At 74.9% G+C, this 21,480-nt stretch carries 19 protein-coding genes; 4 read left to right on the top strand and 15 right to left on the bottom strand.

Going from position 1 to position 21,480, the window contains the following annotated elements; genetic code table 11:
• Positions 1-67: 67 nt before the first annotated feature.
• From AC1050_RS15080 to AC1050_RS15035, 10 genes are all read right to left on the bottom strand, one after another.
• On the bottom strand, positions 68-682 hold the full coding sequence (locus tag AC1050_RS15080) for a TetR/AcrR family transcriptional regulator (RefSeq protein WP_482388220.1): 615 nt from the start codon (positions 680-682) through the stop codon (positions 68-70).
• Positions 683-751: 69 nt separating this feature from the next.
• On the bottom strand, positions 752-1,477 hold the full coding sequence (dhaM, locus tag AC1050_RS15075) for a dihydroxyacetone kinase phosphoryl donor subunit DhaM (protein ID WP_482388219.1): 726 nt from the start codon (positions 1,475-1,477) through the stop codon (positions 752-754).
• On the bottom strand, positions 1,474-2,121 hold the full coding sequence (gene dhaL, locus AC1050_RS15070) for a dihydroxyacetone kinase subunit DhaL (protein WP_482388218.1): 648 nt from the start codon (positions 2,119-2,121) through the stop codon (positions 1,474-1,476). Before dhaL ends, dhaM begins: the two co-directional genes overlap by 4 nt.
• A 65-nt stretch (positions 2,122-2,186) precedes the next feature.
• Entirely contained in the window at positions 2,187-3,182 is a 996-nt protein-coding gene (gene dhaK, locus AC1050_RS15065) for a dihydroxyacetone kinase subunit DhaK (RefSeq protein ID WP_482388217.1), read from the bottom strand.
• A gap of 154 nt (positions 3,183-3,336) precedes the next feature.
• Positions 3,337-4,731, bottom strand: a complete 1,395-nt coding sequence (locus AC1050_RS15060; RefSeq protein ID WP_482388216.1) for a bifunctional folylpolyglutamate synthase/dihydrofolate synthase — start codon at positions 4,729-4,731, stop codon at positions 3,337-3,339.
• Positions 4,728-8,045 (bottom strand): isoleucine--tRNA ligase, encoded by a 3,318-nt coding sequence (gene ileS / locus AC1050_RS15055; protein ID WP_482388215.1) that lies wholly within the window; start codon positions 8,043-8,045, stop codon positions 4,728-4,730. The genes AC1050_RS15060 and ileS overlap by 4 nt, the downstream gene beginning before the upstream one ends.
• Positions 8,046-8,398: 353 nt before the next feature.
• Positions 8,399-8,815: a hypothetical protein gene (locus AC1050_RS15050; RefSeq protein ID WP_482388214.1), complete on the bottom strand. Its 417-nt coding sequence runs from the start codon at positions 8,813-8,815 to the stop codon at positions 8,399-8,401.
• Positions 8,816-9,501: 686 nt separating this feature from the next.
• On the bottom strand, positions 9,502-10,038 hold the full coding sequence (locus AC1050_RS15045) for a hypothetical protein (protein ID WP_482388213.1): 537 nt from the start codon (positions 10,036-10,038) through the stop codon (positions 9,502-9,504).
• Positions 10,039-10,203: 165 nt separating this feature from the next.
• Positions 10,204-10,791: a hypothetical protein gene (locus AC1050_RS15040; protein ID WP_482388212.1), complete on the bottom strand. Its 588-nt coding sequence runs from the start codon at positions 10,789-10,791 to the stop codon at positions 10,204-10,206.
• Between the two features lie 223 nt (positions 10,792-11,014).
• Positions 11,015-11,773 (bottom strand): hypothetical protein, encoded by a 759-nt coding sequence (locus AC1050_RS15035; RefSeq protein WP_482388211.1) that lies wholly within the window; start codon positions 11,771-11,773, stop codon positions 11,015-11,017.
• A 112-nt stretch (positions 11,774-11,885) separates the two neighbouring features.
• Between AC1050_RS15035 and AC1050_RS15030 the strand changes: the two genes are divergently transcribed.
• Positions 11,886-12,425, top strand: coding sequence for a barstar family protein (locus tag AC1050_RS15030; RefSeq protein WP_482388210.1), 540 nt, complete (start codon positions 11,886-11,888; stop codon positions 12,423-12,425).
• 1 nt (position 12,426) lies between these two features.
• Here AC1050_RS15030 and AC1050_RS15025 read toward each other — a convergent pair whose 3' ends face one another.
• The gene (locus AC1050_RS15025; protein WP_482388209.1) at positions 12,427-12,900 is read right to left on the bottom strand and encodes a hypothetical protein; all 474 of its coding nucleotides are present in this window, start codon (positions 12,898-12,900) and stop codon (positions 12,427-12,429) included.
• 217 nt (positions 12,901-13,117) lie between these two features.
• Between AC1050_RS15025 and AC1050_RS15020 the strand changes: the two genes are divergently transcribed.
• From AC1050_RS15020 to AC1050_RS15010, 3 genes are read left to right on the top strand one after another with little or no spacing between them, the layout of a single operon-like run.
• On the top strand, positions 13,118-13,858 hold the full coding sequence (locus tag AC1050_RS15020) for a hypothetical protein (protein WP_482388208.1): 741 nt from the start codon (positions 13,118-13,120) through the stop codon (positions 13,856-13,858).
• A 50-nt stretch (positions 13,859-13,908) separates the two neighbouring features.
• Positions 13,909-15,927, top strand: a complete 2,019-nt coding sequence (locus AC1050_RS15015; RefSeq protein WP_482388207.1) for a sensor histidine kinase — start codon at positions 13,909-13,911, stop codon at positions 15,925-15,927.
• A complete protein-coding gene (locus tag AC1050_RS15010) occupies positions 15,924-16,595 on the top strand; it encodes a response regulator (RefSeq protein ID WP_482388206.1) in 672 nt (223 codons plus the stop codon). The genes AC1050_RS15015 and AC1050_RS15010 overlap by 4 nt, the downstream gene beginning before the upstream one ends.
• A gap of 12 nt (positions 16,596-16,607) precedes the next feature.
• Here AC1050_RS15010 and AC1050_RS15005 read toward each other — a convergent pair whose 3' ends face one another.
• The 4 genes from AC1050_RS15005 to AC1050_RS14990 all read right to left on the bottom strand — a co-directional run bounded on the left by AC1050_RS15005 (position 16,608) and on the right by AC1050_RS14990 (position 21,409).
• Positions 16,608-17,114, bottom strand: coding sequence for a phosphoribosyltransferase (locus AC1050_RS15005; protein WP_482388205.1), 507 nt, complete (start codon positions 17,112-17,114; stop codon positions 16,608-16,610).
• Between the two features lie 51 nt (positions 17,115-17,165).
• Positions 17,166-17,693: a DinB family protein gene (locus AC1050_RS15000; RefSeq protein ID WP_482388204.1), complete on the bottom strand. Its 528-nt coding sequence runs from the start codon at positions 17,691-17,693 to the stop codon at positions 17,166-17,168.
• Between the two features lie 67 nt (positions 17,694-17,760).
• Positions 17,761-19,968: a DNA primase gene (dnaG, locus tag AC1050_RS14995; RefSeq protein ID WP_482388203.1), complete on the bottom strand. Its 2,208-nt coding sequence runs from the start codon at positions 19,966-19,968 to the stop codon at positions 17,761-17,763.
• A gap of 169 nt (positions 19,969-20,137) precedes the next feature.
• The gene (locus AC1050_RS14990) at positions 20,138-21,409 is read right to left on the bottom strand and encodes a deoxyguanosinetriphosphate triphosphohydrolase (protein ID WP_482388202.1); all 1,272 of its coding nucleotides are present in this window, start codon (positions 21,407-21,409) and stop codon (positions 20,138-20,140) included.
• Between the last annotated feature and the right edge of the window lie 71 nt (positions 21,410-21,480).

Raw genomic sequence — 21,480 nt, 5'->3', positions numbered from 1 at the left:
GACGCCCCGGCGACGGCTCGGGGCGTCGTCGTCGACGGGGTGCGGAGGTGCTCGAGTGCGGAGGTGGTCAGCGGGGCGGCGGCGCGAGGATGCCCGCCAGGTCCGCGACCACCGAGGGCAGGTGGGTGTGCACGTCGCCCTCCCGGCCGGCGGTGTCCCACCGGAGGAAGGTCGCGTGGGACAGGACCAGCAGCAGGGCGCCGACCAGCAGGACGACGGCCTCGTCGGCCGCGTCCCCGAGCCGGCGCCGGACCAGGGCCTCGATCTCGTCGTGCAGGCCCTGGACGTGCGTGTAGGCGCGCATCAGCAGGTCCGGGTGGCTGCGCACCACCGCGAACGCGCGCTCCATGCGCTCCTTGCCGAGCGGCGGGTGGTCGAGCGCGCTGGCCAGCAGCGTCTGCATGTCCGTCAGCAGGTCGCCGCTCGGGCCGCCGGAGGCGAACGCCTCCGCGGCGGCGGGGTCCATCCGCCAGTGCGCCAGGCCGAGCACCGCGTCGTTCTTGGACTCGAAATAGTTGAAGAACGTGCGGACGCTGACGCCGACCTCGGCGCAGATGTCCTCGACGGTGACGGCGTCCAGGCCGCGCTCGGCGGCCAGCCGGTGCGTCGCGTCGACCAGCGCCTCCAGGCGGGCGCGCTTCTTGCGGGCGCGCAGCCCCTCGGGCTCGGTCGATTCCTGCATGGCATGCATTCTTGCACGTGCTGCAGAGTTGTGTCAGTCAACCACCAGTGCCTCGTGCGTCACACCGGGTCACACCTCGCCGAAGCCCTCCTCGACGGCCCCGACGAACGCGTCGACCGCGACGCGGGCCTGCGGGCCGCTGGCTGCGACCTCGAGGCTGCGGCCCTGGCCGGCACCGAGCTGCATGAGCTCCAGCACGCTGGCGGCGTTCACGCCGTCCACCTGCACGGCGGCGTCGAACCCGGCCATCATCCGCGCGAGCACCGCGGCGGGCCGGGCGTGCAGGCCCAGCGGGTTGCGCACCACGACGTGCGCCGTGATGACGCCGGCGTGCTCGTCCGGGTGCGGGGCGGGGGTGGCGGCCGCCGGCTCGACCTGCCCCGCGCCGACGGCGTGCGGGAACCCCGCCCCGGCGGCCACCGCGGCGCCCAGCACCTCGCCCACCGGCGCCCCGCCGGCCGCCGTCACGCCGGCGGCCACCGCGGCCTCCACGAAGGGCGCGTCGGCCAGGTGCACCCGGGCGGCGACGTCCTCGTCCAGCAGCTCCAGCACCGACTCGGTGGTGAGGACGGCGGACCCCAGGTCCGTGAGCACCACCGCCGAGCGCCCGTCGGCGGTCGCGTCGGTCAGCGCCTGCTCGACCAGGTCGAAGCTGGTGCCGAGCCCGCCCGCGCCGTCCCCGCCCGCCGCGAGGATCAGCACGTCCGGCGCCATCTGGGCGGCCAGCTCGCGGACGCCCGCGGCCAGGGTCGCCGAGTGCGAGACCAGCACGAGGGCGACCGGGGCGGTGCTCATCCCGCCGCCTCCGCCGTGACGGCCGCCGCGTCGAGGATGAGAGCGGTGGACGTCGCCCCCGGGTCCTGGTGTCCGGCGGACCGCTCGCCGAGGTAGGACGCGCGGCCCTTGGTCGCCACCAGCGGGATGGTGGCCTCGGCGCCGGCCCGCGCGGCCTCGGCCGCCGCCGCGAGCACGGCGGCGGGCGAGCCGCCGGCGTCCGCCGCGGCCACGGCGGCCTCCACGGCCGGGGACCAGGCGTCGACCATGGTCTTCTCCCCCGTGGTCGCCTTGCCGCGGACGACGATGCCCTCCAGGCCCGCCTCGAGCATCGCGACGACGGCGCCGCTGTCCAGCTCCGGGAGGCCGGTGACCTTGGCGGCGCGCAGGTAGGCCGTGCCGTACAGCGGGCCGGCGGCCCCGCCGACGGTCGACATCAGCGTGGTCGCGACCAGCTTGAGCACGGCACCGACCTCGGCCGGCGCCTCGGGGAGCGCGTCGAGCTTGGCGACGACCGCGGTGAACCCGCGCGTGAGGTTCTCCCCGTGATCCCCGTCGCCGATCTGCCGGTCGAGCTCGATCAGCTCCTCACGGTGCTCGACGACCACCTGCGCCGTCCGGCGCGTCCACGCCACCGCCCAGGCCGCATCCAGGGATCCCGCCATGCTCTGCTCCCACCTCCGCCGTCACAGCCCCGCGAGCCCGTGCGCCCGGACGGGCGACGCGACCGCTACCAGTGCAGCGCGGCCGTGCGCACCGGTGCGTCCCAGAGCGCGGTGAGCTCGTCGTCCAGCCGGAGCACAGTGACCGAGGCGCCCTGCATCTCCAGTGATGTCACATAGCTGCCCACGAGCGAGCGGGTCACCTGCACCCCGCGGCCCTCGAGCAGCCTGCGTGCCTGACGATAGACGACGTACAGCTCGCTCAGCGGCGTGCCGCCCATCCCGTTGACGAACAGCAGCACCTGCTCCCCCGACGCCAGCGCCAGGTCGTCGGCCACCGGGGTCAGCAGCAGCTCGGTGATCTCGTCCGCGCCGGCGAGCGGCACCCGGCGCCGGCCGGGCTCGCCGTGGATGCCGATGCCGATCTCGATCTCGTCGTCCGGCAGGTCGAAGGACGGCCTGCCGGCGTGCGGCACGGTGCCGGCCGCGAGCGCCACGCCCATCGACCGCACGTTCGCCACGACCTTCTCGGCCACGGCGACCACGGCGTCCAGGTCGTCCCCGCGCGCGGCGGCCGCCCCGGCGATCTTCTCGACCGCGAGCGTGCCGGCCACGCCGCGCCGGCCGGCCGTGTACAGCGAGTCCTCCACGGCGACGTCGTCGTTCACGACCACGGTGCGGACCGTCAGGTCGTCGGCCTCGGCGAGCTCGGCCGCGGTCTCGAAGTTGAGCACGTCGCCCGTGTAGTTCTTCACGATCGCCAGCACCCCGGCCCCGCCGTCCGCGGCGGCCAGCGCCGGCGCGATCTGGTCGGGGGTGGGCGAGGTGAACATCGCGCCCGGCACGGCGGCGTCGAGCATGCCGTCGCCGACGAACCCGGCGTGCAGCGGCTCGTGCCCGCTGCCGCCCCCGGAGACCAGGCCGACCTTGCCGCTCACGGGGCCGGAGGCGCGCGTGACGAACAGCGGGTCGGTGTGCACCTGCACGACGTCCGCGTGCGCGAGGCCGAAGCCCTCCACGGACTCGGCGACGACGGTCTGCGGGTCGTTGATGAGTTTCTTCACGGCGTGGGTCCCTTCGCCACGGGAGGTCACGGCGCCCTCGCCGCGACAGCACTCACACTCGTCCGCGCTGGTCGGGCGCGTCAAGGAGGGAACGTGCAGCGGGGGTGCACATCGGTGCACCCCCGCTGCCGGCCGTTCTGCCGAGCGCGACCCGTCAGGCGCGCCCCATGAGCGTCCGGGCCTCGGCCACGAGCAGGATCGAGCCCGTCACGAGCACGGCGGCGCCGCGCTCCACCTCGGCCTCGGCCAGGTCGGCGGCGAGCGTCACGGCCTCGTCCAGGCGCTCGCGCACGTGCACCCGGTCCTCGCCGAACACGTCGACCGCGATCTCCGCCAGGTCGTCGACCTCCATCGCCCGCGGGTTGGAGGCCCGCGTGACGACGACCTCCGCCAGCGACGGCTCGAGCACCGCGAGGATGCTCTCGGGGTCCTTGTCCGCCATCACGCCGACCACGCCGACGACCCGCTGGAACGCGAAGGTCTCCTCGACCGCCGCCACCAGCGCCTCGGCCCCGGCGGGGTTGTGCGCCCCGTCGACCAGCACCGTCGGGCTGGACCGCACCAGCTCGAGGCGGCCCGGCGACTCCGCGTCCGCGAACGCGGCCTCGACGATGCCCGCCTCCAGGGCGCCGCCGCCGGCCATCAGCGCCTCGACGGCCGCGAGCGCCGCCAGCGCGTTGTGCGCCTGGTGCGCGCCGTGCAGCGGCAGGAAGATCTCCGTGTAGGTGCCGCCGGTGCCGCGCAGCGTGAGCAGCTGGCCGCCGACGGCGACCTGGCGCTCCACCACGTCGATGTCGACGCCCTCCCGGACGACCCGGGCCCCGCGCTCGGCGGCGGCGTGCAGGATCACGCCCTCGGCGTCCTCCTGCTGCTGCGCGAGGATCAGGGTGGCGCCGTCCTTGACGATGCCGGCCTTCTCCCCCGCGATCTCCACCAGCGTGTGCCCGAGGTAGCGCTCGTGGTCGTAGGCCACCGGGGTGATGACCGCGACCTCGCCGTCCGCGACGTTCGTGGCGTCCCAGCGCCCGCCCATGCCGACCTCGACGACCGCGACGTCCACGGGGGCGTCCGCGAAGGCGGCGAACGCCATCACGGTGAACACCTCGAAGAACGACAGCCGCGGGCGCCCCGCCTCCTGCTCCCGGACGTCGACCATGTGCACGTACGGCGCGACGTCCTGCCAGGTCGCGACGAACGTCTCGTCGCTGATCGGCTCGCCGTCGATGGCGATCCGCTCCGTCACCCGGGTCAGGTGCGGGCTGGTGAACCGGCCCGTGCGCAGCCCGTGCTCCCGGATCAGCCGCTCGACCATCCGCGCGGTCGAGGTCTTGCCGTTGGTGCCGGTGAGGTGCACGACCCGGTAGGCCTTCTGCGGGTCGCCCAGCAGCTCGCACACCGCCAGGACCCGGTCCAGGGTCGGGTCGATGTCGTGCTCGGGCGCGCGCTCGAGGATGCCGGCGTACACCTCGTCCGCCGCGCGGCGGGCGGCCTGGGCCGCCTCGTCGCGCAGGTGGTCGGCGCCGCCCTGGCCCCGCTTCGCGGCGCTCACGCGGACACCTTCTCGACCGCGACCGTCAGCTCGACGCCGTCCGCCGGGTCGAGGACCACCTCGGTGGCGAGCGTCTCCGTGGCGATGAACTCCTGGTGCGTGCGGACCGCCTCCTCGTGCTGGGCCGGGACCTTGAGGGTCAGCCGGATCCGGTCGCCGACGGCCAGGTCGGCCGCCTTGCGGGCGTCCTGCACGGCGCGCACCACGTCGCGGGCGTAGCCCTCGGCGCGCAGCGCGTCGTCCAGCGCCAGGTCGAGCACCACGAACCCGCCCGAGGGCAGCACGCCCGCGGCGAGCGCCGGCGCCTCGCCCTCGGCGGTCGCCACCTCGATGGCCGTGGTCAGCTCGTACTCGGACGGCTCCAGCGACACGTCGCCGTCGGGCGTCCGCACGACCACGGTCCCGTCAGCGTCCGTGTCCCAGTCACCGGCCTTCGCCGCGCGGATCGCGGCCTGGACGCCCCGGCCCAGGCGCGGACCGGCGGCGCGGGCGTTGACCGCCAGGTTCCGGCGGACGGCGACCCCGCTCGCGGCGGCCTCCTCGACGGTGCTGAGCGCGACGTGCTTGACGTTGAGCTCGGCGGCCAGCAGGTCGGTGAACGGGGCGAGCAGGTCCGGCTGCGGCAGGGCGACGCGGAGCGCGCGCAGCGGCTGGCGGACCCGCAGGCCGTGCGCCTTGCGCAGCGCCAGCGCCGCGGACACGGCCTCGCGCACGCCGTCGACCGCGGCGACCAGGTCGTCGTCGGCCGCGAGCGCCAGGTCGTCCGCCGAGCCGTCGCCCAGGGTCGGCCAGTCGGTCAGGTGCACCGACCGGTCGCCGGTCAGGCCGCGCCAGACCTCCTCGGACAGCAGCGGCGCGAGCGGCGCCATCACCCGGGTCAGGGTCTCCAGGGAGGTCCACAGCGTGTCGAACGCCGCCTGGTCCTCCGCCCAGAACCGGTCGCGCTGCGTGCGGACGTACCAGTTGGTCAGCAGGTCCAGGTGCACGCGCACCGTCTCGCACGCGCCCGGCACGTCGTAGGCGTCGAGCTGCGCGGTGACGTCCTCGACCAGCCTGCGGGTCCGGGCCAGCACGTACCGGTCCATCGTGGTGACGGGCGTCTCGGGCGTGACGCGGCGCGCGGTCAGCCCGGCGCCCTGCTGAGCCGCGTTGGCGTACAGCGCGAAGAAGTACCAGGTGCTCCACAGCGGGAGCAGCACCTGGCGCACCTCGGAGCGGATGCCCTCCTCGGTGACGACCAGGTTGCCGCCGCGCAGGATCGGCGAGGCCATCAGGAACCAGCGCATCGCGTCCGAGCCGTCGCGGTCGAACACCTCGTTGACGTCCGGGTAGTTCCGCAGCGACTTGCTCATCTTGCGGCCGTCCGAGCCCAGCACGATGCCGTGCGACACGGAGGTGCGGAACGCCGGGCGGTCGAACAGCGCCGTGGCCAGCACGTGCAGCAGGTAGAACCAGCCGCGGGTCTGCCCGATGTACTCGGTGATGAAGTCGCCCGGGTAGTGGTGCTCGAACCAGTCGGCGTTCTCGAACGGGTAGTGCACCTGGGCGTACGGCATCGACCCGGAGTCGAACCAGACGTCCAGCACGTCCGGGATCCGGCGCATGGTGGACGCACCCGTCGGGTCGTCCGGGTTCGGGCGGGTCAGGTCGTCGATGAACGGGCGGTGCAGGTCGGGCTGCCCCTCGTCGTTCAGCGGCAGCCGGCCGAAGTCGGCCTCGAGCTCCGCGAACGAGCCGTAGACGTCGATCCGCGGGTAGGCCGGGTCGTCGCTCACCCACACCGGGATGGGCGTGCCCCAGTACCGGTTGCGGGAGACGGACCAGTCGCGGGCGTTGGCCAGCCAGTTGCCGAACTGCCCGTCCTTGATGTGCTCCGGGACCCAGGAGATGTCCTGGTTGAGCTCGACCATCCGGTCGCGGAACGCCGTCACCTTGACGAACCAGGACGACACCGCCTTGTAGATGAGCGGCTTCCGGCAGCGCCAGCAGTGCGGGTAGGAGTGCACGTAGGACGCCTGGCGCAGCAGCCGGCCGTCCGCGCGCAGCCGCTGGGTGATCGGCTTGTTCGCCTCGAACACCTGCAGCCCCTGGAAGTCGGGCACGAGGGACGTGAACTTCCCGCCCTCGTCGACGCTCAGCACGGTCGGGATGCCGACGGCCTCGCAGGTCTCCTGGTCGACCTCGCCGTAGGCGGGCGCCTGGTGCACGACGCCCGTGCCGTCCTCGGTGGTCACGTAGTCGGCGAGCAGCACCTGGAAGCCGTGCTCGGCCATGCCCGGCTGGTCCGCCAGGTAGCCGAACAGCGGCGCGTACCGCACGCCCGCCAGCTCGGCGCCGCGCAGCTCGCGGGTGACGGCCGCCAGCGCGTCCTCCGCCCAGTCGTACCCGAGGTCCTTCGCGTAGCCCGCGACCAGGTCGCGCGCCATCAGGAACGCCTCGCCGGCGGCGGAGGTGCCGTTCGGGCCGGCGGGCACCACCGCGTACGTGACGTCCGGTCCCACCGCGAGCGCCGAGTTGGTGGGCAGCGTCCACGGCGTCGTCGTCCAGGCGAGCGCGGCGACGTCGGTCAGCCCGAGCGCCTCGGCGCGCTCGCCCGTCAACGGGAACGTCACCGTGACCGTCTGGTCCTGGACGTCCTTGTAGACGTCGTCGTCCATCCGCAGCTCGTGGTTGGACAGCGGCGTCTGGTCGTTCCAGCAGTAGGGCAGCACGCGGTAGCCCTCGTACGCCCAGCCCTTGTCGTACAGCCGCTTGAACGCCCAGATGACCGACTCCATGTAGGACGGGTCGAGCGTCTTGTAGTCGTGCTCGAAGTCCACCCACCGGGCCTGGCGGGTCACGTACACCTGCCACTCGTCGGTGTACCGCAGCACCGAGGTGCGGCAGGCGTCGTTGAACGCCTTGATGCCCATCTCCTCGATCTGCGCCTTGTCCGTGATGCCGAGGATCCGCTCCGCCTCGAGCTCCGCCGGCAGGCCGTGCGTGTCCCAGCCGAACCGGCGCTCGACGCGGCGGCCGCGCTGCGTCTGGTACCGGCCGACGATGTCCTTCGCGTACCCGGTCAGCAGGTGCCCGTAGTGCGGCAGGCCGTTGGCGAACGGCGGGCCGTCGTAGAACACGAACTCGTTGGCGCCGTCCGCGCCGGCGTCCCGCGCGTCGATCGACGCCTGGAACGTCCCGTCGGCGTCCCAGTAGGCCAGGACGTCCTTCTCGAGGGCCGGCAGGTCCGGGGAAGCCGGCAGGCCGAAGGACGCGCCGGGCGCGACGGGGGCGGCGTGCTTGCCGCTCGGGGTGCGGTGCAGCGGATAGGCCATGGCGGATGGCGCTCCTGTGGTCGGCGGGCCCTCACGGGTCCGCGTGCGGCGGCGGGACCACGGGGACGACGTCGCACGCGGTCCGTTCCGACCTCGCGCGTTGCCGCGGTACCACCCCGCTTGCCGCTCGTTGCCCTGGTGGGGGCGGCGTGCGACCACTCGCTGACGGCTGTGACGGGCCTACCCGTCCGGGTCTACTGGGGGCGTCGGTGGAGCAGGCGCCCTGTTCTTCCGGAGGCTCCCCGGTGATGGCCGGATCGGTGCCTGTGGTCGTCAGTGTAGCGACGGCGGGCGGTGGGGTGCACGGGGATAGCAGCCGTGCCACGGGTGACGGACACGAGGCGCCTCGACGGTCAGCCCTCGACCGCCGAGAGCGCCCCCTCCAAGAACAGCTCGACAGGAGCATCGTCGTTGAAGTCTGTTCCGCACCGGTCGACGAGCAGCCTGGTCCAGTCGGCCTCTCCCAGGTAGGAGGCCGACTGGACCGCGATCTCGACACCGTCGATGGACACGACCAGCCGGCCGGAGCCTTCCCACGACCACTCGCCGCTCCCGGTGACCTCGGTACCGCCGGCGACGACGCTCGTGCATGTCGTGTCGTCGTGCGGGATGTCGGTCACGGACGCGCGGTTCTCCTCGTCGAGCGTGATCGAGATGTCGTCCTGACTCCAGGTCAGCGGGAGTCTCATACTCGGGGCGCCGTCGTCTGGAGCGCAGGCCGCGAGCGCTGCCGTCAGCGCGACGGTGAGGACGACGACCCTGACGTTCATCGAGCACGTCTCCCGAGCGCAGCTCGGACTGCACCGGGTCGACGGTGCAACGTGGCTCGAACGGATCCTCCATCATCCCGTCCGGGTACGTCGACCTGCGTGCACAGCGGGTCGAGCGCACGTTCCTGCTCACCGGCGTCAACCAGCACGACCCGCATCCGCCTCGCGATCACCGCCACCCAGCGATCATCGGTCACGGCCACGTCGTGGGGCTTCGCTCGTGGGGCGCTTCGCCCCACGTTCTCCCTGACGGAGCACGCTCGACAACTGCGTGACCGCGGTGGCGTCGTCCCGTACCCTCGTCCCGAACCCGCCCCAGGCGCGCCTACCCGGTACGGGCGCGTCCGACCGCAGCCGGCGAGGGGGGCCGCCCGTTCGAGCCGGGCCGGGTCCGTCGGAGTCCCTCGCGCTGCGGTCGCGATTCGGGCCTCCACCCTCGGCCACCCTCGGCGCGCCGAGGCGCGGTCGCTCGAGGACCGATCGCGCACCCCACGCAGCTCCTGGGACGTCACGACTCACGAAGCTCCTCACTGACGAGACTCGCCACGTGCCGAGAGTGCACGGCCCGAGCCTCGACGCGACGTCGCGCTCGCCAACGGAGCGGTCGCCGTTCCCTACGGCCGATCACGGTTCCACCAGAGGGCGGAGGTGAACGCCCGGACGCTCCGAGCGCACATGGGCAGGGCTCAACTCGGCAGCTCGTAGATCACGAAGCGAACGGTTGCCGGATCACCAGGGGGCCACAGCACGACGATGTTGCGGTCCGGGACCTCCGGGTCGACGGAGTGCACGAACCAGTCGACCGCAGGCGTCGTGGGGTCGTACGGCTCGCCGATCAGATCAGCCATCGACGGCGCCAGGATGTCACCCGCCGTGATCCCTGTGGGGAAGAACAGACCGGTCGACGTCCAGTCGAGCATCGGCTCCACCGCGTCACGCGGCAGATCCATCGCGATCAGGGTGGCATCGGCGACCATCCACCCCGACCGCTCGAAGTCGACCTCCGACATCGACACGTCCGTCGCCACCTCCGGCAGCTCCACCCCGTACGCCGCCAGGGCCTCGCTCGCGGCGACCCGAGCGTCACCCGGCACCATCTGCTCGTGGCGCGCCACCCGGTCGCCTGTCCGCGCTCCTGTGGTGTTCGGCTCGAACGTCCACGACCAACCGAAGGTGCACCCCGCCGCGCTGGTCCCGACCGCGAGGACCAGCGCAAGCGTCATCCCGGCACGTCGAAATCTCATGGCCTTCGTCCCGTCGTGATCGGTCGTCCCGTCCATCGCGTGCTCACCGGAGAGCCCACCGGCTCACGAGACCCGGTCATCGCGGCACGCGTGGCTCGACGACGCACCGGCGCTGCCGGGCGGACCCGTGTCGCCGGTCGCCGCTCACATCCGGGTCACGGGGTCGTAGACGAGGAACGTCACCTCGGCGGGATCGCCGTACGGGGCGACGACCGCGAGCCAGGGCTCCCCCACCGATCTGCGCTCCGCGACGGGCACGTGCAGGTCGACGTACTCGCCCATCAGGTCGAGGACCCAGGGCTGAAGGTCCTCCACGGTCCAGGACCCTGTGGACGGCGACAGGTCCCACCCGACGACCTCGGGGGCCAGCCACGCCTCCGCCTCGTCCCCCGGCAGCATCACGCGCACGAGCGTCCCGTCCTCGACCCAGGCGTCCTGCTCGGACTCGAAGTCGACGACGTCGACCTCGACCCGGAGGGCGCTCGGGGGGATCGCGATGCCGAACGGCTCCAGCGCCGCGTCCGCGACCCGGCGCGCGTCGTCCGCCGGGATCGCCGTGGCGTACCGGGCGACCTGCACGTCCGACGCGATGCCGGTGCCGTTCGGCTGCATCTCCCAGGCGTGCCGGAACAGCCAGTCGTCCCGGAACGTGGCAGCGGCGATCAGCAGGCCGAGCAGCGTCCCGGCGATGCCGACCAGGGCCAGGACCATCGCACGACGGGCGGTCGACACCGCGCACCACCCTCCCGGTCCGGTGCACCGGGCGGCGCGCTGTCCCTGGTCGGGACCGTAGCGCCGCGATCGGGGCGCCGTGGCTGGTCGGCGCACGTTCCCCCGAACGGGTGCGCTGCCGCGCTGCTCCGCGGAGAGCCACCGCGACGGCGCACGCGGTGGCGACGGCCTGAAGACCGACCGAGGCGGCGCACCCGAGTGCGTCTCCCTCGTCCTCGCGCGATCACGCCCGGGCAGCGCCCACCACGACGGTCCGCCCCGGCAGCCGGAGCTGCCAGGGCCGGCCGCGCGGGTCGGAATCGACCTCGATCCGACCTCGGGTGAGCTCGAAGACCGTCACCCCCCGGCGCGGGCCGCGGCCGTGCACCGCGACGAGCTGCTGCCCGCTGAGGAGCGGCACCAGGTCCCGCGTCCCCGCGTCGTCCCGATCCACCTGACGTCCCTCGATCTCACCGCGCCAGGGAGACCAGGCCGCCAGGTACCAGTCCTGTCCGCGGACCACCAGCACGGAGCTGTCGAACGAGGCGTCGACCACGTCGAGCGGGAGGTGGTCGGCGATCGAGACCCCAGAGCCCGGGGTGGAGTCGGCATCGAACCAGGACTGGAGCTCGGCCTCGGACATGCCGCGGAACGGCGCGGGGATCTGGAACGCGGGCCACCCGGTGAGGCGGACGACGAGCAAGTTGATGCCCAGCACGACGATCCCGAGGACGTACCCGAGCAGGACCGGACCGGGCGTCTCGTCCTGGATCAGCAGCGCCGTCGCGGCGCCGATCGAGCACCACGTGATCATGAGGGTGACCGGCACGATGGTGCGGACGACCGTCCGGAGGCCCCCGCCCGCGTACAGCAGGCGGACGCGCCAGTGCAGGAGATACCGCTGCAGGTAGTCGCGATCACCGCGGTTCGCCCTCCTGACGAAGTCCAGGTTCACGACGAGCGCCACGACGAGTACGAGGACGATCACCACGCGGAAGAGCACGCACGCACGTTAGTGGCGCGCGGCAGCGGCCGAGCAGGTTCACGGCGGTGCCACCCGTTCGGCTCTGCGGCCTCCGACCACGTCGAGCCCACCTCGCCCCTAGGCTGCGCGCGTGGCCGCCTTCGACCGTGACACCGACCCCGCCGAGGACCGGGCCCTCCGCCTGCTCCAGCTGTCGCCGGTGACGTTGTTCCACCGCCCGGCCGCCCTCGCCGAGACGACCACGTGGCTCGCCGGACGCGGCTACCAGGTCGTCACGCTGCCCGCCGGCACGTGGACCGACGAGGCGGACCTGCACCGGGACGTCGCCCGCCTGCTGCACTTCCCTGCGTACTACGGGCGCAACCTGGACGCGCTGCACGACTGCCTCCGCGACGTCGTGGAGCAGGCCTACGGCTGGGACTCCCAGGCAACGGGACTCGTCGTCGTCCTGTTCGGGTTCGACGCGTTCGCCCGGCTCCGACCGACCTCGGCACGGGTGCTGCTCGACCTCCTGGCCCAGCACTCGCGGGAGGCCTCCCTGCTCGGCGGCCGGCTGCTGACCCTTTTGCAGAGCGACGACCCCGAGGTCCGGTTCGCCCGCGTCGGCGGGAGCGACGTCGCGTGGAACGACCCGGAGTGGCCGGCGGCGCGGCGCCGGGGCGACGCCTGACTCAGCCGTCGACGTCCGGTCGCACCCGGGCGGAGCGCCGGCCCGGCGGCGCCTCGGCATCAGCCAGGTCGATCTCCGCGAGGCACGCTACGACCGCCGTCGGTTCCCCCGCCAGCAGCGCCGCCACGTGCCCCTCGTCCTCGACGAGCTCCCGGTACCCCCACACGGCCACGCAGGGCTCGCCCCACAGCGTCCGCCGACCCGCGCGGGCACCGGTGTCCAGCGCGAAGGACCACCCGGCCGGGAGCGTCGTGGTCACCTCGGCGAACAGCCCGGCCGGGACGAACGCCGGCCCGCCCCAGTCGTCGCGGACCAGCACGCTCAGGTGGTCCGCGAGCGCCAGCACCCCGGCGGCGACGTAGGCCCGCCCCGGCGTGACCGCGAACGCCGATGAGGCCGTCGTGCCCCGCGGGCGTCGGCCGTCGGGCAGGAAGACCCCGCGGTTGGCGACGCACCGCAGCCGCAACCCGGTCACGTGCCACCTCCCTGCCTCGTGCTGCTCATCCTCGTGGCCGGACCGCGCGAGGCCACCTCTGCCGAGCGGCCGCACCTGCTGCAGTCTCGCCCCCGGCCGGGCCCGGGTCGATCGCCCGGGGAGCCGGGCCACGCGCCCTTCCGCCCGGGACGCGTCCCGGGCGAGCGTCGTCGGCAGCGGAGGCGCACGGCCTCCGGCGAGAACCGAGGAGCCAGCGATGACCACGCACGACACACCCTCCGCCGGCCGCACGTCCAGGGTCGGTGCCGCCGCAGGGGGCGGCACGGGCACGGTGACGGCGACGCCCGCACCGGACGTCCGGGTGCGGCCGCAGCCGCGCGGCTGGGCGCTCGCCGGGATCGGGGCGGGCCTGGCCGGCCTCGTCTCGATCCAGGCGTCGCTCGGCCTCTCGGTCGACTGGGACCAGACCGCCGGCGACGCCGACGCGATGGTCGCCGACATGGCGGACAAGATCCCGACGATGGTCCTGTTCCACACCGCGACCCTGATCACGATGGTCCTGGTGACGGTGTTCGCCGCGGGGCTCGCCCGGCGGCTCGGGCAGCAGGCGCCGGCGGGGAGCCTGCTGCCGGCGGTGGCGTCGGCGGGGCTGCTGCTCGTGGCCGTCGCCGCGCTGCTCGGGACGGGCCTGGACACGCAGTTCATGTTCGGGTTCGCCGAGCCGGACAAGATGGTCACCGAGTCGGGCGCGTTCTACACGGACTGGGTCGCGACCATCCCGTGGCTGTGGGTCGGTGCCGGCCTGACGGGCGTCGCCGTGGCGGTCGCCGCGCTGCGGCACGGTGCGGCTCCGCGGTGGATCGGCTGGGTCAGCGCGGTGCTGGGCGGGCTGACGCTGCTGCTCGGGCTGTCGCCGCTGCAGTACATGGCCGGGTTCACCGGGCCGGTGTGGCTGCTGGTCGCCGCGATCGGTTTCGCGGTCGGCGACCGCCGGTGAGGGCGCCCGACCCCTCCCGTTCTGTGGTGGTTTGCCCCTACGGTGACGCCATGGTCCGGGAGGGGTCGGCGGCGCAGCGGGGCGCGGACGGCGGGCTGCCCGTCGTCGCCGCCACGATCGCGGTCGTGGCCTGGCTGCTCGCCGGGACGGCGACCGTGCTGCACGTCGCGGCCGGTGGCGGGATGATCGCGGGCGACCTGCTGTTCACGGCGGTCGACGTCGCCGTCGCGGCGGTCTACGGGACGGTCGGCGCGGTGATCCTGTCCCGGCGGCGGCACCCGGTCGGCTGGCTGGTGGCGTTCGCGGGCCTCGCGGGCGGGGTGTCCGCGGTCGGCGGCGCGTGGGGCGCGTTCGCGGCGACCCGGCCGGAGCTGCCCGCGCTGGACTGGCTGGTCGCGACGTTCGGCTGGATCTGGGTGCCGGGCACCGTGGCGCTGTTCACGGTGGTGCCGTGGCTAGCCCGCGACGGGCCGCTGGGGCCGTGGGCGCGCGCCGGCGTGGCGCTGGGCACGGTGGCCGCCGTGCTGCTGACCGGGACCCGGCTGCTCGCGCCGATGTCCGACCCGCGGTGGGCGATCGCCCTGGTCGTGGCGGCCGGGCTCGCCACGGCGGGCGGGACCTGGTGGCGGTACCGCCGCGGGCCGGCGGCCGAGCGCCGCGGGCTCGGCGTGCTGGCGGTCGCGGCCGGGATCATGGCGCTGTCGTTCGTCCCCCTGGTGCTCAGCGACCCCGGACCGGGGCTGGTGCTGGCGATCCCGGTCAGCCACCTGGTGTGCCAGGCGCTGTTCCCCGCCGCCCTGCTGGTCACGGTGCTGCGCAACCGGCTGTGGGGGCTCGACCTGGCGGTGAGCCGCGCGACGGTCGCCGCCCTGCTGGCCCTGACCCTGGCCGGCGCGTACGCCGCGGTGGCCGCGGGTGTGTCCGCGCTCGCGGGCACCAGCAGCGCCGGCGCCCAGGTGGCCGCGGCCGTCGGCGTGGTCCTGCTGCTCCAGCCGGCGCGCGGCTGGCTGCAGACCCGGGTGCGGCACCTCGTCTACGGCGACGGCGACGACCCGGCACGCGCGGCGCTGCGCCTCGGCCGCACGCTGACCGCTCCCGGCGACGCCGGGCAGCTGCTCGCGGGCCTGGTGACCAGCGTCGGCGAGGCGCTGCGGCTGGAGTCGGTCCGGCTGAGCACCACGGACGCCGACCCGCTGACCGCCGCCTGGGGCGACCCGACCTCCGCGCCGCTGCAGGTCGCCGTCGAGCACGGCGGCAGGACCGTCGGCGACCTCGCCGTCACCGCACCGCCCGGCGAGCGGCTGGACGCGCGCACCCGCACCGCGCTGGACCAGGTGCTGCCGGTCGTGGCCGCCGGCCTGGCGCTCGCCGCCGGGGCGCGGGACCTCGAGCGGGCCCGGGACGCCGCGACGAGCGCCCGGCTGCGGGAGCGCCGGCTGATCCGCCGGGAGCTGCACGACGGCCTCGGGCCGTGGCTCAGCGGCGTCCGCCTGGGGCTGCAGGGCGCGGTGAACCTGCTCGACGCCGGCACACCAGCCGGGGTGCAGGCGGCCCGCGAGGCGCTCCGCGCGCTGGGCGCCGAGGCCGAGCGGCGGGTCGAGGACGTCCGGGGCCTCGCACGCAGCCTGCTGCCGCCCGTGCTCGACGAGCACGGGCTCGGGCGTGCGCTCGACGACCTGGTCGGGCGGCTGGGCCAGGACGGGTTCGCGGCGGTGCGCACCGGTGACGACCCGGGCGACCTGGACCCGGTCGTCGCGGCCGCCGCCTACGCGGTGCTGGGCGAGGCGGCGCGCAACGCGCAGCGGCACTCGGGCGCCGCCGGGTGCACGCTCGCGGTGCGCCGGACCGCGGCGGCGCTGGAGCTGGTCTGCGAGGACGACGGCCGCGGACCCGGCGGCACGGTCGGCGTCGGCACCCGTTCGATGCGGGAGCGCACGGACGAGCTCGGCGGGGTGCTGGAGGTGACGGCGCTGGCGCCGGGCACCCGGGTTCGGGCCGTGCTGCCGCTGGTGCCGGGCGCGCCGCTGGACGCCACCGCGCCGGCCCGGGCCACGGCGGTGCCGACGTGACCGTGCGGGTGGCGCTGGTCGACGACCACCCGGTGTTCCGGATCGGGATGACGGCGCTGCTCGGCTCCCTGCCGGGCGTCGAGGTGGTCGGCGCCGCGGCGGGTGCGGCGCAGGCGCGGGCGCTGCTGGTGCGCGAGGCGCTGCCCGTCGACGTGGTGGTCATGGACCTGGACCTGGGCGACGGGTCGGGCGTCGACGTGACGCGCGAGGTGCTGGCGGCCCGGCAAGACGTCGCCGTGCTGGTGATGAGCATGCACGAGGACGACGACGCGGTCGTCGCGGCCGTGCGCGCCGGCGCCCGCGGCTACCTGGTCAAGTCCGCCCCGCCGGACCAGGTCGAGCGCGCGGTCCGCGCCGTCGCCGCGGGCGAGATGATCCTCGGCCCCTCGGTGGCGGCCCGGGCGATGGCCTACGTGCTCGGCGGTCGGTCGGCGGTGCGGGTGCCGTTCCCGCGGCTGACCGACCGCGAGCGCGAGGTGCTGGACCAGGTCGCGGCCGGCCACGACAACGTGGTCATCGCCCGGCGGCTCGGGCTGTCGGCCAAGACCGTGCGGAACCACGTGGCGAACGTGCTCACCAAGCTCGAGGTCCCGGACCGGTCCGCGGCGATCGTCCGGGCGCGGGCCGAGGGCCTCGGCGGCGCGTCGGTCGACGCCCCCGGCCGGTGAGCGTCGTGGGGCTCAGACCGTGACGGGAGGCTCCGCCGACCACGGGAACGTGATCCACCGGTCGGTGCGGCGCCACACGTAGTCCGGCGCGACGATGGAGTGCGGCTTCGCGTAGAGCACCGCGGTGCGCGCCTCCTCGCAGTGCTCCGCGACCAGGCGCTGCACCAGCGCGAGCGTCTCGCCGGTGTCGGCGACGTCGTCGACCACCAGCGCGCGCCGGCCGATCAGGGCGGCGTTGTCCAGCAGCGGCGGCAGCACGACCGGCTCGGGCAGGCGGGCGTCGACACCGGTGTAGAACTCGACGTTCAGCGTGCCGCAGGCCTTGAGGCCCAGCGCGTAGGACAGCGCGCCGGCGGGCAGCAGGCCGCCGCGCGCGACCGCCACGACGACGTCCGGCTCGAAGCCCGAGGCCACCACTGCCCGTGCGAGCTCGCGCGAGGCCTCCCCGAACTGGTCCCAGCCCAGGATCTCGCGCTCGTCGGGCAGCTCCTGGCCGGGTGCGGCCTCCGCAGTCGTCATGGGCGCCAGGGTAGACGGCTCCGGTGTGCGGCAGGTTTCGTGCGGGCGTCGTCAGGCGCCGGTGACCGCGGCGGCGTGCTCGACGATCCGGCGCACGTCGTGCAGGTGGTGCAGCGCGTCGTGCGCGTTGTTCCGGGCGACGTCGGCCGCACGCTGCGGCCCGCGGGTCGCGTGGTCCAGGACCACCCCGGCCGCGAGCGCCGCCTCGACCGCGTCGGTCCAGCCCGGGACGGCCCGGCGCAGGGCCAGCAGCGACGCGCCGACGGTGGCGTGCGCGTAGTCCTTGGCGTCCCCGAGCCGGTCGGGGTCGTAGCCCGCGGCGGCCCGGCGGCCGTCCAGGCGGGCGGCGTCCAGCCGGTAGGCCCACATCTCCAGGTTGTCGGCCACGTGCCGCACGTACGCGGCGGTGGTCCAGCCGAGGTCGGGGTGCCGCAGCGGCTCGGGCGCGGTCACCAGCACCGCCGCGAACCGTCCCGGGACCTCGGTGACGGCGTGCACCGCCTGGCCCGGCGTGCGGTCCCAGACGTACCAACACTCCCGGCACGGCTCCCCGTACAGGGCGGCGCCCCACAGCTCCATCCCGGCACCGTACCGCCGCCGGGCGCAGCCGCTGCGGGGCGCAGCCGGCGGGCGGCAACCGCTGGGGTCAGGCGCTCTCGCGCAGGGCGCGGCGGCGGTTCTCCTCGGCCATCAGCTGCACCGCGAGCGTGCGGTAGCCCTCGGGGTCCGCGGTCGCGTCCATCCGCTGCAGCCGGCCGCGCAGGTCGGCGATGTGCCGGGTGATCTCCATCTCGATCAGCGCCATCACCAGCCCGCGGGCGTAGCCGGGCAGCCGGTCGGCACGGTCCTCGGGCAGCGGCGCGACGGCGAGCTGCGTGACCAGGCCCGCCACGGGCGCGGCCGCCTCCTCGCGGACGGCCTCGACCCAGCCGACGGTCGCGCCGGGGCCGGCCGCGGCGACCCGCTGCCGGGCGGACGCCGCTCCCCCGGCGGCACGCACGGCGGCGTGCACGGCGCGGTAGGCGGGCGCGGTGAACGCGTCGGGTCCGAGGTCGTCGAACTCCGGCGGCACCACCTCGGGCATCTGCAGCACGGCCTCGAGCGCCCGGCGCTCGGTCGCGGTGACCGGGTCGCGCGGGTCCGGCATCGACATCCGCGGCGCGGGCAGCGCGATGGTGCCGTCGCCGGACCCCTGCTGGTCGAGGTCGGGCGGCGGCTCGTGCGACGGGTCGTACGGCGGCTCGCCGCCGCGCGCGTCCCACTGCCGGTCGGGACCGGGCCCGCGACGGTCGCCGCGGCCGTTGCCGCGGTCCTGCCAGCGGCCGCCGTTGCCACCGCCCCCGCGCTGGCCGCCGGGACGCCCGCCGCGACCCCCGTCCCGCTGCCAGCCGCCCTGCTCCGGGCCGGGCGGCACGAACGCGGACCGGCCGCCGCCGGGCTGGCCGTAGGTGCTCGGCGCTCGGTTCGACCCGCCGCCGCCCGCGCGCGAGCCGCCGCGGGTGGCGCTCTGCACCGCGCGCTGCACGGTGTCCAGGTCCATGCCCAGCCAGCCGGCGAGCATGCGGGTGTACTCCGGTCGCAGCGCGGCGTCGCGGATGCCGCCGGGGATCGGCGCCGACGCCCGCAGCGCGGCCACGCGACCCTCGGCGGTGTGCAGGTCGTAGCCCTGCAGCGTGGTCCGGATGACGAACTCGAACAGCGGCTGCCGGGTCCGGACCAGCGCGCGCACGGCGTCGGGCCCCTGGGCCTGCCGCAGGTCGCACGGGTCCATCCCGCCGTCGGCCACCGCGACGAACGTCTGCGCGCTGAACGCCTGGTCCTCGCCGAACGCGCGCATCGCGGCCTTCTGGCCGGCGGAGTCGCCGTCGAACGTGAACACGACCTCGCCGCCGACCGACTCCCCCGACGCCAGCTGGACGCCGCTCGCCGCGCCGCCCGCGCCCATCAGCCGCCGCACGATCCGCGCGTGGTCCGAGCCGAACGCGGTGCCGCAGGTGGCGACGGCGGTGCCGACGCCGGACAGGTGCATGGCCATCACGTCGGTGTAGCCCTCGACCACGACGACCTGCTTGTTCTTCGCGATCTCGCGCTTGGCCAGGTCGATGCCGTAGAGCACCTGGGACTTCTTGTAGAGCGGGGTCTCCGGGGTGTTCAGGTACTTCGGCCCCTGGTCGTCCTCGTACAGCTTGCGCGCCCCGAAACCGACGACGTCGCCGGTGACCTCGCGGATCGGCCACACCAGCCGGCCGCGGAACCGGTCGTACACGCCGCGGGCGCCCTGGCTCATCAGGCCGCTGGCGATCAGCTCGGCCTCCGTGAACGACCGCCCGCGCAGGTGCCGGAGCAGGTGGTCCCAGCCCTGCGGGGCGTAGCCGACGCCGAACTGCTCGGCCGCGGCCCGGTCGAACCCGCGCTCGGCGAGGAACGCGCGGGCGGTGGCGGCCTCCGGGGTGAGCAGCTGCTCGGCGAAGTACTCCTCGGCGATCCGGTGCGCCTCGAGCAGCCGCTGCCGCTTGCCGGGCTCGTGCCCGGGGCGCGGCGCGCCGCCCTCCTCGTAGCGCAGGGTCACGCCCGCGCGGCCGGCCAGGTACTCGACCGCCTCGGCGAACGGCAGGCCGTCGATCTTCTGGATGAAGTCGATGACGTCGCCGCCCTCGCCGCACCCGAAGCAGTGGTAGAGCCCGACCTGCGGGCGGACGTGGAACGACGGCGACTTCTCGTCGTGGAACGGGCACAGGCCCTTCATGGACCCGACGCCGGCGGACTTCAGCGCGACGTGCTCGCCGACGACGTCCTCGATCCGGGCGCGCTCGCGGACCGTCTGCACGTCCTCCCGCCGGATCCGTCCTGCCACGGGTCGATCCTAGGGCTCGCGCGAGGTGCACCCGGGCGCGCTCCCGGGCTCAGCGGTGCACGTCACTGCACGAGGTCGAGGGTTTCCGCCGAGGTCGAGGGTTTCGGGCCTCGATCTGGCGGCGAACCCTCGACCTCGGTGGTGGCACCGCGGTGCCGGGAGGTCGCGATCAGTACCGCGGCGGCGGGGCCAGCCGGGCGTGCCAGGCCGCGGCGCTCACGTCCGTCAGGCTCGCGACCTGGTCCACCACGACCCGCAGCCGCGCCGCGTCGTCGGCCGCCGCGCGCCAGTCGGCGGCGAACGGCGGTTCCAGCGCCAGCGGCGCGCGCTCGGACAGCACGTGCACCAGGTCGGCCAGGATCTCCCGCTGCCGCTGGTACAGCGGCTCGAGCTCGCGCGGCGCCATGACGAACGCGACGGCGAGGCCCTTGAGCACGAGGATCTCGGCCTGCGTGTCCTCCGGGACGATCAGGTCGGCGGCGTACCGGGTCAACGGGCCGGGCCCGTACTCCTCGCGGGTCGCGACCTGCGCGGCGCGGGCGAACCGGCCGATCAGCTGGCTGGTGGTGTCCTTGAGCGCCGCGAGCGCCCCGCGGGTGCCGTCGAACCCGGGCCGCCACAGCTCGGCCGCGACCAGCCGGTCCATCGCGGCCTCGAGCCCCGCGGCGTCGATCGCGTCGCCGTACCAGGTGTGGATCGCCTCGACGACCCGCGCCCGCTGGTCCGGCACGGTGAGCACCCACAGGTCGAACCGGCCGCCGACGACGGCGTCCTCGACGTCGTGCACGGAGTAGGAGATGTCGTCGGCGAGGTCCATGACCTGCGCCTCGAGGCACTTGCGGCGGCTGGGAGCGCCGTCGCGCAGCCAGGTGTACACCGGCAGGTCGTCGGCGTAGACGCCGAACTTGTGCGTCGGGCGGCCGCTCGCCGACAGCGGGCCCTCGCCGACGCCCCACGGGTACTTCACCGAGGCGTCGAGGGAGGCGCGGGTCAGGTTGAGCCCGACCGCGACGCCGTCCGGGCCGACGACCTTCGGCTCGAGCCGGGTGAGCAGCCGCAGGGTCTGCGCGTTGCCCTCGAACCCGCCGATGTCCCGGGACAGGTGCGCGAGCGCCCGCTCGCCGTTGTGCCCGAACGGCGGGTGGCCGAGGTCGTGCGCCAGGCAGGCGGTGTCGACGACGTCGGGGTCGCAGCCGAGGGTCTTGCCGATCTCGCGGCCGACCTGCGCGACCTCGAGGGTGTGCGTCAGCCGGGTGCGGACGAAGTCGTCGCTGGACGGGCCGAGCACCTGCGTCTTGGCGCCGAGCCGGCGCAGGGCCGAGGAGTGCACGAGGCGCGCGCGGTCCCGCTCGAACGGGGTGCGGGCGCGGGACTTGGGTGCCTCGGGGACCCAGCGCTCCCGGTCGGCGTCGACGTAGCCGTCGGGGTGCTCGCTGGTCACGGGGCCAGCCTATCGGCGCGCCGCCGCGCAACGGGCGCCCGACACCCTCGACCTTGGTGCAGGATGCATGC

This window comes from Cellulomonas sp. NEAU-ZC6 (assembly GCF_056844425.1).
The sequence above is the reverse complement of the archived record's forward strand: the minus strand, read 5'-3'. Positions and strand labels throughout refer to the sequence as shown.